Raw genomic sequence first — 13360 nt, forward strand, 5'->3', positions numbered from 1 at the left:
CTAGGAACGGAACAGACGGCTGTACTGGCGCTCATGGGCCATGCACGCCAGGGACAGACCGAAAGCGGCACTGCCAACGTGTTCGAGATTGATTCGGCTGGCGTCTTGCTGCGCCTGTTGCAGCAACGGCAGCAGTTCGCTGGTCAGGCGTTGTGCGGCTTGCTGGCCCAGCGGCAGGGTTTTCATCAACACCGCCAGTTGGTTTTCCAGCCAGCTCCAGAGCCAGGCGGCCAGCGCATCTTGCGGGTTGATGTTCCAGGCGCGAGCCGCCAGCGCCCAGCCGAGAGCCAAGTGCGGTTCAGGGCGTTGCTCGAGAAAGGCGCGAGCAGGCTCGTCCAGCTCCGGCAAGCCGTTGAGCAGTTGCTGCAGCGAATAGCCCATCTGCCGGCTCTCCTGATGCAGCTCGCGGGTTTCGCGGCTGGCGCGATGCTCTTCACAGCGTTGCAGCAATTGGGTCCAGTTTTCTTCGGCGGCGGCGGTGCAATGCGCGAGCAGAAGTGGCGCTTCGAAACGCGCCAGGTTCAACAGCAACTGATCGCTGATCCAGCGTCGCGCGCTGTCGGGATCATTGACCCGACCGTTATCCACCGCCATTTCCAGACCCTGGGAATAGCTGTAGCCGCCAATCGGCAACTGCGGGCTGGCCAGGCGCAGCAGCGCCCAGGCCGGGTTCATAAACGCACGCCGAACTGATGCAGTTTCGGCGGGTAGTTGAAGTCCTCGTCACCGTGGCGCGAGTGGTGATGGCCGCCGCCGTAGGCACCGTGTTCCGGCTGGAACGGCGCTTCGATGTTCTCGGCCTTGGCGCCAAGCTGTTCGAGCATGGCCTTGAGCACGTAATCGTCGAGCAGGCGCAACCAGCCGTCGCCGACTTGCAGGGCCACGTGGCGGTTGCCCAGGTGATAGGCGGCGCGGGTCAGTTCGAACGCATTGGCGCAGGTGACGTGTAGCAGTTGTTCGGGGCGAGCACAGACGCGCACGACGCGCCCGTCTTCGGCTTGCAGGCATTCGCCGTCATACAGCGGCGGCTGGCCGCGCTCCAGAAACAAGCCGACGTCTTCACCCTCGGCACTGAAACAGCGCAAGCGACTTTTGCTCCTGGCTTCGAAGGTCAGGTGCAACTCGGCGGCCCAGACGGGTTGAGGGTCGATTCTGCGATGAATCACCAGCATCGGAAGGCTTCCAGCAATGGACAATGCTCAGGCTAGAGCAAGGGGCTTGCCAATCGGGTGATGTGTAGGAAAACCCTGTCAGAGCGTAGCGAATGTTTCTGGATGTTGCAGGGTTTTGAGAGGTTTTGGTGCACTCGGTTTTTTGTGCGCACCAAATTATGGCGAATACCTGTGTGGGCACGGGCTTGCTGGCGAAGGCGGAGTAACAGGCTACTCAGATGTTGAATGTGATGGCCCCTTCGCGAGCAAGCCCGCTCCCACCGGGTGAGGGCGTTACTCGGTACTGCCGAGTCCTTGCCAATGCTTGAGGCCGATGAAGATAAACCGCAATTGCTGGGTGATCTTCGCTTGTGGTGTCAGGTGCAGCGGCAATGCTTCGGCCGGCGGATCGATGATGTCCGGTAAGGTCGCGAACACACTTTTGACGATCAGATCGGCCATGACGCTCAGGTCGGCGATGCCCAGATGCTGCAGTTTCGGCATCAGCGACAAATCGGCCGCCAGGTCCGAGCTGATGTCTTCGCGCAAGCGGCCGATGGCCAGGCGCACCGGCAATGAACCACCGTACTGCTCGCGGGCAAGAAACAGGAACTGCGAGCGATTGGCCGTTACCACATCGAGAAAGATCCGCACCGAGGCATCGATGATGCCGCCCATGACGAATTCGTTATGGCGCACCAGGCGAATGGTTTCGCGGAAGGTCTGGCCGACTTCGCACACCAGCGCCAGGCCCAATTCGTCCATGTCGGCGAAGTGCCGGTAGAAACCAGTGGGCACGATCCCGGCGGTTCGCGTCACTTCGCGCAGGCTCAAGCTGCCGAATCCTCGGCCGCTTTCCATCAGGTGGCGGGCAGCGTCCATCAGGGCGTTGCGGGTCTGTTGTTTCTGTTCGGCGCGGGGCAGCATTCGCAAGGGTGTTTTCTGGACAGGGACAGCGGCGCACTCTAGCAAATCGGCTTCGCTGGCGTCGAACGGACTGTCGGGGGATCACGCGGGGGCTAATGCAGCTTCTATAAAGTCAAAAGCCCAATCCGGGGATTGGGCTTTTTTTCCAGGCCGCCATGGGCTTAGCTCACAGCGCTGTTGCGTTCGATCACACGGTCACCACCACCTTCAGCGAGGGTTTGGCCTTGTGGAGTGCGATCGGCACCGTCAGCCGCCAGGGTTTGGCCTTGTGGAGTACGGTCGGCACCGTCAGCGGCCAGGGTTTGGCCTTGTGGAGTGCGGTCGGTGCCGTCGGCGGCCAGGGTTTGGCCTTGTGGAGTACGGTCGGTGCCGTCAGCCGCCAGGGTTTGGCCTTGTGGAGTATGATCGGCACCGTCAGCCGCCAGGGTTTGGCCCTGTGGAGTACGATCCGAACCATCTTGAGTGATCAAGCCTTTTTCTTTCAGGCGCTCGTTACCGTTGGCACCATCGGCAACGGTCTGGCTGAACACCGAATGGCTGTCTTTGACTTGTGGAGTGGCCTGATCGGCAGCCGGCAGAGCAAAAGCGGTGCTGGCTAACATCGAGAGGGTCAGGCTAAGCAGTAATTCGCGTTTCATGATGGGTTGCTCCTTGGGAGGGCGATAAAGTGGGTACGAGGGCAATGCTACTCTCGATAAGTCGATATAAAAGTTCATAAACGCAATGGTAATAATCAACGGAATTGATTGTTTGGCCGAGCGGCTCTAGACCGGGCGTTTCCGGCGAGCGTTTTTGCACTGAGGTGGGTAGTTTCGACTCATTTTCGCCTCGCGAAAGTGCGGGGTCGGTAACGCTAAAAAGAGAGGGGCGAGACGGCTATTTGCGTTCGATCGGCCTTCGGGTTAAACCTGCGGGCCGTTTTCCAGTCGTACATTTCATGGCAGGCCGGTTCTGGCCTAACGTTTCATCCGTGCGTCGCTGTCCGGGCGCTCAGTCGTATTCAGGAGCCCTGTGCAATGACGCGCACTCGTAAAATATTTGCCTGGACCTTTGCCAGCCTCGTTGTGCTGCTAGCCGTCCTGGTGCTGCTCATCGCATTCTTCGATTGGAACCGGATCAAGCCGCCCCTTAACGCCAAAGTGTCCGAAGAACTGCATCGTTCATTCGCCATCAATGGCAACCTCGCGGTGATCTGGCAGCGCGAGCCCGATGAGGGTGGCTGGCGGGCCTGGGTGCCGTGGCCGCATGTGGTGGCCGAGGATCTGAGCCTGGGCAACCCGGACTGGTCGAAGCAACCGCAGATGGCCACCCTCAAACGCGTCGAACTGCGCATTTCACCGCTGGCCTTGCTGATGCAACGGGTGGTGATCCCGCGCATCGACCTGACCGAACCCAATGCCGACTTGCAGCGTCTGGCCGACGGCCGTGCCAACTGGACGTTCAAGTTCGACCCCAAAGACCCGAACGCCGAGCCTTCGAGCTGGGTGCTGGACATCGGAGCCGTTGGATTCGACAAGGGCCATGTCACGCTTGATGACCAGAACCTGAAGACTCAACTGGATCTGCTTATCGATCCATTGGGCAAACCGATTCCATTCAGCGACATCGTCGGTGACAAAGCGGCGAAAACCGCGCTTGAGAAGGGCGGCTCACCGCAGGATTACGCGTTTGGCTTGAAGGTCAAAGGGCAATACCACGGCCAGAATCTCGCCGGCCAAGGCAAAATTGGCGGTCTGCTGGCCTTGCAGGACGCCACCAAGCCGTTCCCGCTTCATGCGCAAATGAAGATTGCCGACACCAGCGTCGAACTGGCCGGCACGCTCACCGATCCATTGAACCTCGGCGCCCTGGATCTGCGCCTGAAACTGGCCGGTGCCAGCCTGGGCAATCTCTATCCGCTGATCGGCGTGACCCTGCCGGATACCCCGCCGTACGCCACGGATGGGCATTTGACCGCCAAGTTGCATGAGTCGGGCGGGGCGGTTTACCGCTATGAGGACTTCAACGGCAAGATTGGCGAGAGTGACATCCACGGCAACCTGGCCTTTGTCGCGAGCCAGCCGCGGCCCAAGCTCAGCGGGGCGGTGGAGTCCAATCAACTGTTGTTTGCCGACCTGGCCCCACTGATCGGCGCCGACTCCAATGCCAAGCAAAAGGCCCGCGGCGGTGAAAGCAAACAGCCGGCGGACAAGATACTGCCGGTCGAGGAATTCAAGACCGAGCGCTGGCGCGACATGGATGCTGACGTCGAATTCACCGGCAAGCGCATCGTCCAAAGCGAAAAACTGCCGTTCAACGATCTCTACACCCATTTGGTGCTGACCGACGGTGTGCTCCGCCTTGAGCCCCTGCGTTTCGGCGTGGCGGGCGGCAATCTGGATGCGCAGATTCGCCTGAACGGGCGCACCGAGCCATTGGAAGGCCAGGCCAAGTTGACCGCGCGCAAGTTCAAGCTCAAACAGTTGTTCCCCTCCATTGAACGTATGAAAACCAGTTTCGGTGAGCTCAATGGCGATGCCGACCTTGTCGGTCGTGGCAACTCGGTGGCCAAGCTGCTGGGCACCGCCGACGGCAATTTGAAGATGCTGATCAATGATGGCGCCATCAGTCGCGAGTTGATGGAGCTGGCCGGGCTCAATGTCGGCAACTATGTGGTCGGGAAAATCTTTGGCGACAAGGAAGTGAAGATCAACTGCGCGGCGGCCAATTTCGACATCAAGAGCGGTCTGGCGACCACGCAGTTGTTCGTCTTCGATACCGAGAACGCGATTGTCTACATCGATGGCACGGCGAACATGGCGACCGAGCAACTGGACCTGACCATCAGCCCGGAATCCAAGGGCTGGCGCTTGATTTCGTTGCGTTCGCCACTGTATGTGCGGGGCAAGTTCATCAAGCCGGATGCGGGGGTGAAAGCGGTGCCGCTGATGCTGCGCGGGGCCGGGATGGTGGCGTTGGGTGTGATTGCCGCGCCGGCGGCGGGCCTGCTGGCACTGATTGCACCGAGTGCTGGCGATCCGAATCAGTGTGCGCCGTTGCTGGAGCAAATGAAGGCGGGCAAGGCGCCGGTGACGGTCAAGCCCACCAAGTAATTTCCGGCGTATGTAAAGACGCCATCGCGGGCAAGCCACGCTCCCACAGGTTTTGCGTCGTGCCTATTGTCGGCATGCGACACGAAACCTGTGGGAGCGTGGCTTGCTCGCGAAGGCGGTTCAAGAGTCGCTATAGATCTTTCAGAATATCGGCGAGTCATCTGCCTGCTCTATGTCCCAGGCCAGGATGTCTTTGATGCACCTACATTGGAATGCGTTCCCCTGCAGGAACTGCCGCAGGCTGCGATCTTGGCAACAGACCGGACAATCGAGCCTCCTCCTGCAACCACGCAAAAAACGCCCGCACCGGCGGATGCCGTTCGCGTCCCGGTACACACAGTGCGCTGTATCCGGCCCCATCGACCTGAATCTCACCCCGATAAGGCAGTAACAGACCGCTGGCCACACTCTCCGACACCAGAATATTGCTCGCCAGCACCAAACCTTGCCCGGCAATGGCGGCTTGCAGGGCGTAATGCTCTTCGTCGTATTCACGCACCGCTGGCTGTCCGGCCAGCCAGGTTTCGCCGGATTGCGCGCACCAGGCTTCCCAGCCGTGGGCATACAGTTTGGAGTTATGCCACTGCACGCTGATCAGGGTGGGTACCCGACTGGTCGCCAGGGCCACTTGTTCAGGCGAGCCATAAACCCCGAAGGATTCGTCGAACAGGCACAACCCATACAGGTTCGGGTAGTCGTCTTGGCTGTAGCGCAGCACCAGATCGACGCTGGCATCCTGATGCAAATCGATGACTTCGCAGTGAGTGTCCAGCCGCACGCTGATGTGCGGATGCCGGGCATAAAACCGTCCCAGCCGTGGCACCAGCCAAAGGGCGGCGAAAGCGGCGGTGGTGGAGATCGTCAGGCTCGTGCCGCTGCGTTGCGGGCGCAAGGTATCGACGCTTTGCGCCACTTCCAGCAGGGCGCCATGCAGGCTACGGAACAGCCGTTCGCCGCACTCGGTCAGGCGCACCTGGCGTGGCAGTCGTTCGAACAGCGGCACGCCGAGCCAGTTCTCCAGGGAGCGGATCTGATGGGAAATGGCCGTCGGCGTCACGGACAGCTCTTCGGCGGCCGCCTTGAAACTCAGCAGGCGCGAGGCGGATTCGAAGGCCCGCAGGGCGGTCAATGGCAACGAGGCAAACATTTAAAACTCCATGGGTGAAATAGATTCATCCAGACTGATTTTTGCTCATTTGAAGGCAGGTGGCTGTGCGCTTCAAGCTGCAACCACAAGCCGTTTCAGTTTAGCCCTCAAGGAGATTCAGATGAGCACAATTCTTGCCATTCACGCCAGCCCCCGTGGCGAACGCTCTCATTCGCGGCGGTTGGCCGAGGTGTTTCTTTCAGCCTGGCAGGTCCGTAACCCGCAGTCGCAATTGACCCGCCGTGAAGTCGGCCGGGCGTTGATCCCGGCCGTCAACGAAGCCTTCGTAGCGGCTGCTTTTCATCCGGAGCCTCAAGCGCGACCGTTGTCGATGCAGGCCGACCTGGCACTCAGCGATGAGTTGGTGGGGGAGTTGCTCGGTCATGATCTGCTGGTGATTTCCACGCCGATGTATAACTTCAGCGTGCCCAGCGGCCTCAAGGCCTGGATCGACCAGATTGTGCGGCTCGGGCTGACGTTCAATCACTCCCTGGACAACGGCATCGCGCAGTACGAACCGTTGGTGCGGGGCAAGAAGGCGTTGATCGTCACCAGTCGCGGCGGGTTTGGCTTCGGCCCCGGTGGCGAGCTTGAAGCGATGAACCATGCCGACCCGTTGCTGCGCACGGCACTGGGGTTCATCGGCATCACTGACGTCACGGTTGTCGCCGCCGAGGGTGAAGAGTCCGCCGAGCGCACCTTCCAGGTTTCCGTAGCCGAGGCCGAACAGCGCTTGCTGGCGCTGGCCAGGGAGTTCTAGATGGCCTGGCTGTTCTTGCTGATTGCCGCCGGGTTTGAAGTCACCTTCGCCATGGGCATGAAGTACGCCGAAGGCTTCACCCGGCTCTGGCCATCAGTGATGACGGTGGCGGCGGCCGTGGGCGGGATTTACTTCCTGACCCTGGCCATGCGCGAATTGCCGGTGAGCATCGCCTACCCGATCTGGACCGCCATCGGTTCATTGGGCACGGTGTTCCTCGGTTTTGCACTGCTAGGCGAAAGCCTGACTGCGCTGAAGCTGGTGTCGGTCGGGCTGATTGTGGCGGGCGTGGTGGGGTTGAAGTAGGGTGGATGTCATAGATGGGTCACCGGGTTGTCATCTTGGGTGGCGATGCTTGGCTGAGGCCTTGCATCCAGCCTTGCTTCATCTCACCGACCACAAGGATGTTCATCCATGTCGCAAGGCTCCGCCACGCGTTACCCGTTGGTGCTGGTCCCGGGGATGCTCGGGTTTATTCGTCTGCTGCTCTATCCGTATTGGTTCGGGATCATTTCGGCGTTGCGCCGGGACGGTGCAACCGTGATCGCGGTGCAGGTCTCGCCGCTCAACTCAACCGAGGTGCGTGGTGAGCAATTGCTGGCACGAATCGAGGAAATCCTGCGCGACACCGGGGCCGAGAAGGTCAACCTGATCGGCCACAGCCAGGGCTCGCTGACCGCTCGTTATGCCGCGGCAAAACGCCCGGACCAGGTGGCGTCGGTAACCTCGGTGGCCGGGCCCAATCACGGTTCGGAGCTGGCGGACTACCTGCACGATCACTATCCGGCAGACAGCACCAAGGGCCGATTGCTCACCTTTTTTTTGTGGTTGATCAGCGCGTTGATGTGCCTGCTGGAAACCGGTTATCGCGGGCCGCGACTGCCGGTGGATATCCCGGCTTCGCACCAATCGCTGACCACGGCCGGCGTGGCGCTGTTCAATCAGCGTTATCCACAGGGGCTGCCTGACACCTGGGGTGGGCATGGCCCGGAAGTGGTCAATGGCGTGCGCTATTACTCCTGGTCCGGGACTTTGCAGCCGGGCAAGACCGATCGCGGGTGCAACCTGTTCGACGGCACTAACCGCAGTTGCCGGTTGTTTGCCAGAACCTTCGTGCGTGAAGCCGGGCAGTGCGACGGGATGGTCGGGCGTTACAGCTCGCATCTCGGGACGGTGATTGGCGATCAATACCCGATGGATCATTTCGATATCGTCAACCAATCCCTGGGGCTGGTGGGCAAAGGGGCGGAGCCGGTGCGGTTGTTTGTCGAGCATGCCGCGCGGTTGAAGGCGGCGGGGGTTTAGACCGCGTTATCGTTCTTCGCGGGCAAGCCACGCTCCCACAGGTTTGGCGTCGTGCCCATTGCCAGCGTCCGACACAAAATCTGTGGGAGCGTGGCTTGCCCGCGAAGGCGTCCGGTCAGGCAACGCTGTTCTTGCGGCCCAGCACGGTAGTCCAGCGCTCCGACAAAATCACCCCACCCAACGTCAACACCCCACCCACCAGGTGATACAGCGCCAACTGCTCATGCAGCACCACCGCCGCAATCAGCGCCGTAATCAACGGCAGCAGATTGAAAAACAGCGTGGTCCGGCTCGGGCCCAGGCGCACCACGGCCTGCATCCACGCCAGCGGCGCAAGCATCGAGGCCAGCAGACAGGCGTAAAGCACCAGCGGAATGTTATGCAGGGTCGGGCCGATTTTCGGTGAGGCGAGGAACAGCGGAAACAGCACCACCACCGCCACCAGCACCTGTAAATACAGCAACACCAGCGGCGGCAAGCGCAGCTGCCATTTTTTCAGCAAGGTGCTGTAAACCGCATACGCCAGCGTGGCGATCAGCATCATCGCGTCGCCCAGGTTCACCCCGTGTTCGAGCAATGCGCCGAGGCTGCCGGACGACACCACCACCAAAACCCCCGCAAACGACAGCACCGCACCGGCCAGCGCACCGGCGGTCAGGCGTTGGCCGAGGCTGACCATCGCCATGGCCAGCGACATCAATGGCATCAGCGACAAAATGATGCCCATGTTGGTGGCCGACGTCAGTGTTGCAGCGAAATAGGCCAGGCTCTGATAAACCGCCATGCCGAGTACGCCGAGGATGAAGATCCTCCCCAGGTTTGGGCGTATGACCGGCCAATGGGCGATCACTGGCTTAAGCATGAAAGGCGTGAACAGAATCCCGGCCAGCAGCCAGCGGTAGAAGCCGATTTCGGCGGGGAAGATTGCGCCCACCGCGAGTTTGTTGATCACGGTGTTGCCGGCCCAAATGAAAATGGCCAGCAGGGGATAAGCGTATTGCATCGGTAAAAAGCCAGAACGTTAATGAGGGGCAATTATCCGTCTGTCTGGATGCAAGCCTATACTGCGATCCAGACAATCTGCCCCTGATTCCGGACAGCATGAACAGTAAACACATCGACCTGCTGGATTTCAGCGAACTGCCGTCGGCGGTGTATTTCCGCTATGCCGACTTCAACGCCCACGAATACGCCGCACCTCACCGACATCCGTGGGGCACGCTGGAGTACGCGGCCCATGGTGTGTTGCACATGGATGTCGACGGCAGCCGCTTCATGTCGCCGCCGCAGTACGCGGTATGGGTGCCGCCCGGAACCGAACACAGTTTCTATAGCCATCAGCCGATCAACTACCGCGCGGTTTGCCTCGTGCCGGCGTTGTGTCGCGATTTGCCGCAGCAGGCGTGCACCTTGGCGATCAGCGACATTCTCAAGGCGATCCTCAAGGACTTCGCCGCGCGTGATGTGAAAATTCCCGATCGCGATGCGGACCAGCGTCTGGCTCAAGTGCTGGTGGACCAACTGCAACAGGCGCCAATGCATGAGTGTTATTTGCCCTACGCCAGCAGTCCCGGGTTACTCGGCATCCTTGAGTCCTTACAGGCCGAGCCTGGGGATAACCGGCCGTTGGCGCATTGGGCCGCGCAGATTCACGTCAGCGAACGCACCTTGGCACGGCAGTTTGTCCGCGAGTTGGGCATGAGTTTCGGTGAGTGGCGGCAACGGTTGCGGTTTCTGGCGTCGATCGAAGCGCTGGACAGCCACCGCAGCATTCAGGAAATCGCCTTCGACATGGGTTACAGCACCGGCTCGGCGTTTATCGCGATGTTTCAGCGCCAGGCCGGGTGCACGCCGGAACAGTATCGGCGCAGCCACCTTGATAGCAGGTGAACGTGTAACAGGCTTTGTCTACACTCCAGAGCGAGGCCGTACCCATCGGTGCGGTAACAAGGAGAACACTCCATGAAGATGTTGCATGCCCCGTTGTTGATGATCGGTCTGCTGCTCTGCTCCCAGGGTTTTGCTGCCACTGCCCAGCAGAACAAAATGACTACCTGCAATGCCGAAGCTACCGCCAAGAGCCTCAAGGGCGATGAGCGCAAAGCCTTCATGAGTACCTGCCTCAAAGCCGCGCCGGCCGCCGATGCCGCCAAGCCCATGACACCTCAACAAGAAAAGATGAAGACCTGTAACGCCGATGCCACTACCCAGGGCCTCAAGGGCGATGCGCGCAAAGCTTTCATGAGTGAGTGCCTGAAGAAAAAATAAACATCTTCTCCTGTAGGAGCGAGGCTTGCCCGCGAAGAACGATGACGCGTAATACCTGAAAAATCGCGGTGCATTCTTCGCGGGCAAGCCTCGCTCCTACAGGTTATGCACAATCCCTAGTGCTGGCATCCGAACGCTGGCAGACTGCCAATCCTTTCACGTCGTTCGTTTTGAGGCTGTATGTCAGCGTTTTCTCAGCGTCAGGTCTTGTTGCTCATCAGTTGGGTCATCATTTTTGGCGGTTTGCTGCTGGTGATCCCTCTGCGATTGCTGCCCAGCCTGCTGGCCGGGTTGTTGGTGTTCGAACTGGTCAACATGCTCACGCCGCAATTGCAACGGCTGATCGAAGGCCGCCGTGCGCGCTGGCTGGCGGTGGCGTTACTGGGGACTTTGGTGGTCAGTGTGCTGGCGCTGATCTTTGCCGGTGCGATCAGTTTTCTGCTGCACGAGGCGGAAAACCCCGGTGCTTCCCTCGATAAATTCATGGGCGTGGTCGACCGCGCACGCGGGCAGCTGCCGCCGTTCATCGACGCTTATCTGCCGGCCAGTGCCGCCGAGTTCCGGGTGGCCATCGGTGAGTGGATGAGCAAGCACTTGAGCGACTTGCAACTGGTGGGCAAGGACGCGGCGCACATGTTCGTGACGCTGCTGATCGGCATGGTGCTGGGGGCGATCATCGCCTTGCAGCGCGTGCCGGACCTGACCAAGCGCAAGCCCTTGGCTGCGGCACTGTTCGACCGCTTGCACCTGTTGGTCCAGGCGTTTCGCAACATCGTCTTCGCGCAGATCAAGATTTCGCTGCTCAACACCTTCTTCACCGGGATTTTCCTCGCGGTGGTCCTGCCGATGTTCGGGATCAAGCTGCCGCTGACCAAAACCCTGATCGTGCTGACTTTCCTGCTCGGCTTGTTGCCGGTGATCGGCAACCTGATGTCGAACACCTTGATCACCATCGTCGGCCTGTCACTGTCGATCTGGGTGGCGGTGGCGGCACTGGGGTATCTGATTTTTATCCACAAGCTCGAATACTTCCTCAACGCGCGCATCGTCGGCGGGCAGATCAGTGCCAAGTCGTGGGAGTTGCTGCTGGCGATGCTGGTGTTCGAAGCTGCGTTCGGCCTGCCGGGGGTGGTGGCGGGGCCGATTTATTACGCGTACCTGAAGAGTGAGTTGAAGCAGGTGGGGATGGTTTGATCCAGTGTTGATCTAATTGTGGCGAGGGAGCTTGCTCCCGTTGGGGCGCGAAGCGGCCCCCCTTATCTCCAAAAGAAGGGACTGCTGTGCAGTCCAACGGGAGCAAGCTCCCTCGCCACAGGGTTTCAGGTCAATCCATCGGGCCGTAACGCTTGGCCGCCTCGATCGCCAACCCGCTGCCGATGCTGCCGAAGATGTTGCCTTCCACATGCTGCGCGTTCGGCAACATCGCCGAGACGCTGTTGCGAAGCGCCGGAATCCCGCTCGAACCGCCAGTGAAGAACACCGTATCCACCTGATCGACCCGCACATTGGCGTCGTTCAGCAACTGGGTCACGCTGTTGCGCACCCGCTCCAGCAAGTTGTCGATGGCTGATTCGAACAGCGCACGAGTCAGTTCCACACTCAAACCGGGCTCGATGCGGTCCAGCGGCACATGGCGGCTGTCGGCATGAGTCAGCTGAATCTTGGTTTCTTCCACTTCCATCGCCAGCCAGTGCCCGGCGCGCTGGTCGATCAGCTTGAACAGGCGATCGATGCCGCCGGTGTCTTCGATGTCGTAGCGCATGCTGCCCAGGGCCAGGGTCGACTTCTGTGAGTACACCGAGTTGATGGTGTGCCAGGTCGCCAGGTTCATGTGGTGGCTGGTGGGCATGTAGGCGCCGCTCTTCATCCGGCTGCCGTAGCCGAACAGCGGCATCAGGCCTTGCAGGCTCAGCTGTTTGTCGAAATCGGTCCCGCCGATGTGCACGCCGCCGGTGGCGAGGATGTCGTCATGACGGTTGTCATGTCCGCGTCGCTCAGGGGACAGGCGCACCAGCGAGAAGTCGGACGTACCGCCGCCGATGTCGACAATCAGTACCAGCTCTTCCTTTTCGATGGTGGATTCATAGTCGAACGCCGCTGCAATCGGTTCGTACTGGAACGAGACTTCCTTGAAGCCGATGGCGCGGGCCACGTCCACCAGGGTGTTTTCGGCTTCCTGGTCGGCCAGTTCATCGTCGTCGACGAAAAACACCGGACGGCCTAGCACCACTTCCTCGAACTCCCGACCGGCGGCGGCTTCGGCGCGCTTCTTCAGCTGGCCGATGAACAGCCCGAGCAGGTCCTTGAACGGCATCGCCGTGCCGAGGACGCTGGTGTCGTGCTTGATCAGTTTGGAGCCCAGCAGGCTCTTGAGCGAGCGCATCAAGCGGCCCTCGTAACCTTCCAGGTACTCGTGCAGCGCCAGCCGACCGTACACCGGGCGGCGTTCTTCCATATTGAAGAAGACCACCGAGGGCAGGGTTATCTTGTCGTCCTCCAGCGCGATCAGCGTTTCCATGCCGGGGCGCAGCCAGCCGACGGTGGAGTTGGACGTGCCGAAGTCGATACCGCAGGCACGGGCTGGAGATGCGTTTTTCATGTCTTTCAAGTTCCGGTTAAAAAACGGCCGCGCAGTGTATGTCAGTGCGGCGCAGATTCGAAGGCCGACTATCTGTTAAATCGCATTGATCTGCGCTTGAAAGATGGGCCA

14 protein-coding genes are annotated in these 13360 nt (G+C 60.4%); 7 read left to right on the forward strand and 7 right to left on the reverse strand.

Annotation, left to right across the window (positions count from 1 at the left end; all coding sequences use genetic code 11):
* From AC30D7_RS07700 to AC30D7_RS07715, 4 genes are all read right to left on the reverse strand, one after another.
* Complete coding sequence (locus tag AC30D7_RS07700) at positions 1-675, reverse strand: urease accessory protein UreF (RefSeq protein ID WP_490133625.1); 675 nt, start codon at positions 673-675, stop codon at positions 1-3.
* Positions 672-1172: an urease accessory protein UreE gene (gene ureE, locus AC30D7_RS07705; protein ID WP_105340446.1), complete on the reverse strand. Its 501-nt coding sequence runs from the start codon at positions 1170-1172 to the stop codon at positions 672-674. Before ureE ends, AC30D7_RS07700 begins: the two co-directional genes overlap by 4 nt.
* A 273-nt stretch (positions 1173-1445) precedes the next feature.
* Positions 1446-2078: a TetR family transcriptional regulator gene (locus tag AC30D7_RS07710; RefSeq protein WP_490133702.1), complete on the reverse strand. Its 633-nt coding sequence runs from the start codon at positions 2076-2078 to the stop codon at positions 1446-1448.
* 161 nt (positions 2079-2239) lie between these two features.
* A complete protein-coding gene (locus AC30D7_RS07715) occupies positions 2240-2716 on the reverse strand; it encodes a hypothetical protein (RefSeq protein WP_490133626.1) in 477 nt (158 codons plus the stop codon).
* A gap of 378 nt (positions 2717-3094) precedes the next feature.
* Between AC30D7_RS07715 and AC30D7_RS07720 the strand changes: the two genes are divergently transcribed.
* The gene (locus tag AC30D7_RS07720) at positions 3095-5170 is read left to right on the forward strand and encodes an AsmA family protein (protein ID WP_490133627.1); all 2076 of its coding nucleotides are present in this window, start codon (positions 3095-3097) and stop codon (positions 5168-5170) included.
* Between the two features lie 202 nt (positions 5171-5372).
* On the opposite strand, the gene AC30D7_RS07725 is transcribed toward AC30D7_RS07720, so the two are convergent.
* Positions 5373-6317, reverse strand: a complete 945-nt coding sequence (locus AC30D7_RS07725) for a LysR substrate-binding domain-containing protein (RefSeq protein ID WP_490133628.1) — start codon at positions 6315-6317, stop codon at positions 5373-5375.
* Between the two features lie 121 nt (positions 6318-6438).
* Here AC30D7_RS07725 and AC30D7_RS07730 point away from each other — a divergent pair, with 121 nt between their 5' ends.
* From AC30D7_RS07730 to AC30D7_RS07740, 3 genes are all read left to right on the forward strand, one after another.
* On the forward strand, positions 6439-7077 hold the full coding sequence (locus tag AC30D7_RS07730) for an FMN-dependent NADH-azoreductase (protein ID WP_019582231.1): 639 nt from the start codon (positions 6439-6441) through the stop codon (positions 7075-7077).
* On the forward strand, positions 7078-7383 hold the full coding sequence (locus AC30D7_RS07735; RefSeq protein WP_019582232.1) for a DMT family transporter: 306 nt from the start codon (positions 7078-7080) through the stop codon (positions 7381-7383).
* Positions 7384-7491: 108 nt separating this feature from the next.
* The gene (locus AC30D7_RS07740) at positions 7492-8382 is read left to right on the forward strand and encodes an alpha/beta fold hydrolase (RefSeq protein ID WP_490133629.1); all 891 of its coding nucleotides are present in this window, start codon (positions 7492-7494) and stop codon (positions 8380-8382) included.
* Positions 8383-8497: 115 nt separating this feature from the next.
* Here AC30D7_RS07740 and AC30D7_RS07745 read toward each other — a convergent pair whose 3' ends face one another.
* On the reverse strand, positions 8498-9385 hold the full coding sequence (locus tag AC30D7_RS07745; RefSeq protein WP_019582233.1) for a DMT family transporter: 888 nt from the start codon (positions 9383-9385) through the stop codon (positions 8498-8500).
* A 98-nt stretch (positions 9386-9483) separates the two neighbouring features.
* Here AC30D7_RS07745 and AC30D7_RS07750 point away from each other — a divergent pair, with 98 nt between their 5' ends.
* From AC30D7_RS07750 to AC30D7_RS07760, 3 genes are all read left to right on the forward strand, one after another.
* The gene (locus AC30D7_RS07750) at positions 9484-10272 is read left to right on the forward strand and encodes an AraC family transcriptional regulator (RefSeq protein ID WP_490133630.1); all 789 of its coding nucleotides are present in this window, start codon (positions 9484-9486) and stop codon (positions 10270-10272) included.
* A gap of 72 nt (positions 10273-10344) precedes the next feature.
* A complete protein-coding gene (locus AC30D7_RS07755) occupies positions 10345-10650 on the forward strand; it encodes a PsiF family protein (protein WP_490133631.1) in 306 nt (101 codons plus the stop codon).
* A gap of 180 nt (positions 10651-10830) precedes the next feature.
* On the forward strand, positions 10831-11844 hold the full coding sequence (locus AC30D7_RS07760; protein ID WP_018928460.1) for an AI-2E family transporter: 1014 nt from the start codon (positions 10831-10833) through the stop codon (positions 11842-11844).
* A gap of 130 nt (positions 11845-11974) precedes the next feature.
* Here AC30D7_RS07760 and AC30D7_RS07765 read toward each other — a convergent pair whose 3' ends face one another.
* On the reverse strand, positions 11975-13249 hold the full coding sequence (locus AC30D7_RS07765; RefSeq protein ID WP_490133632.1) for an Hsp70 family protein: 1275 nt from the start codon (positions 13247-13249) through the stop codon (positions 11975-11977).
* Positions 13250-13360: the final 111 nt, after the last annotated feature.

The sequence above is a fragment of the Pseudomonas sp. DF5 genome (genome assembly GCF_058148225.1).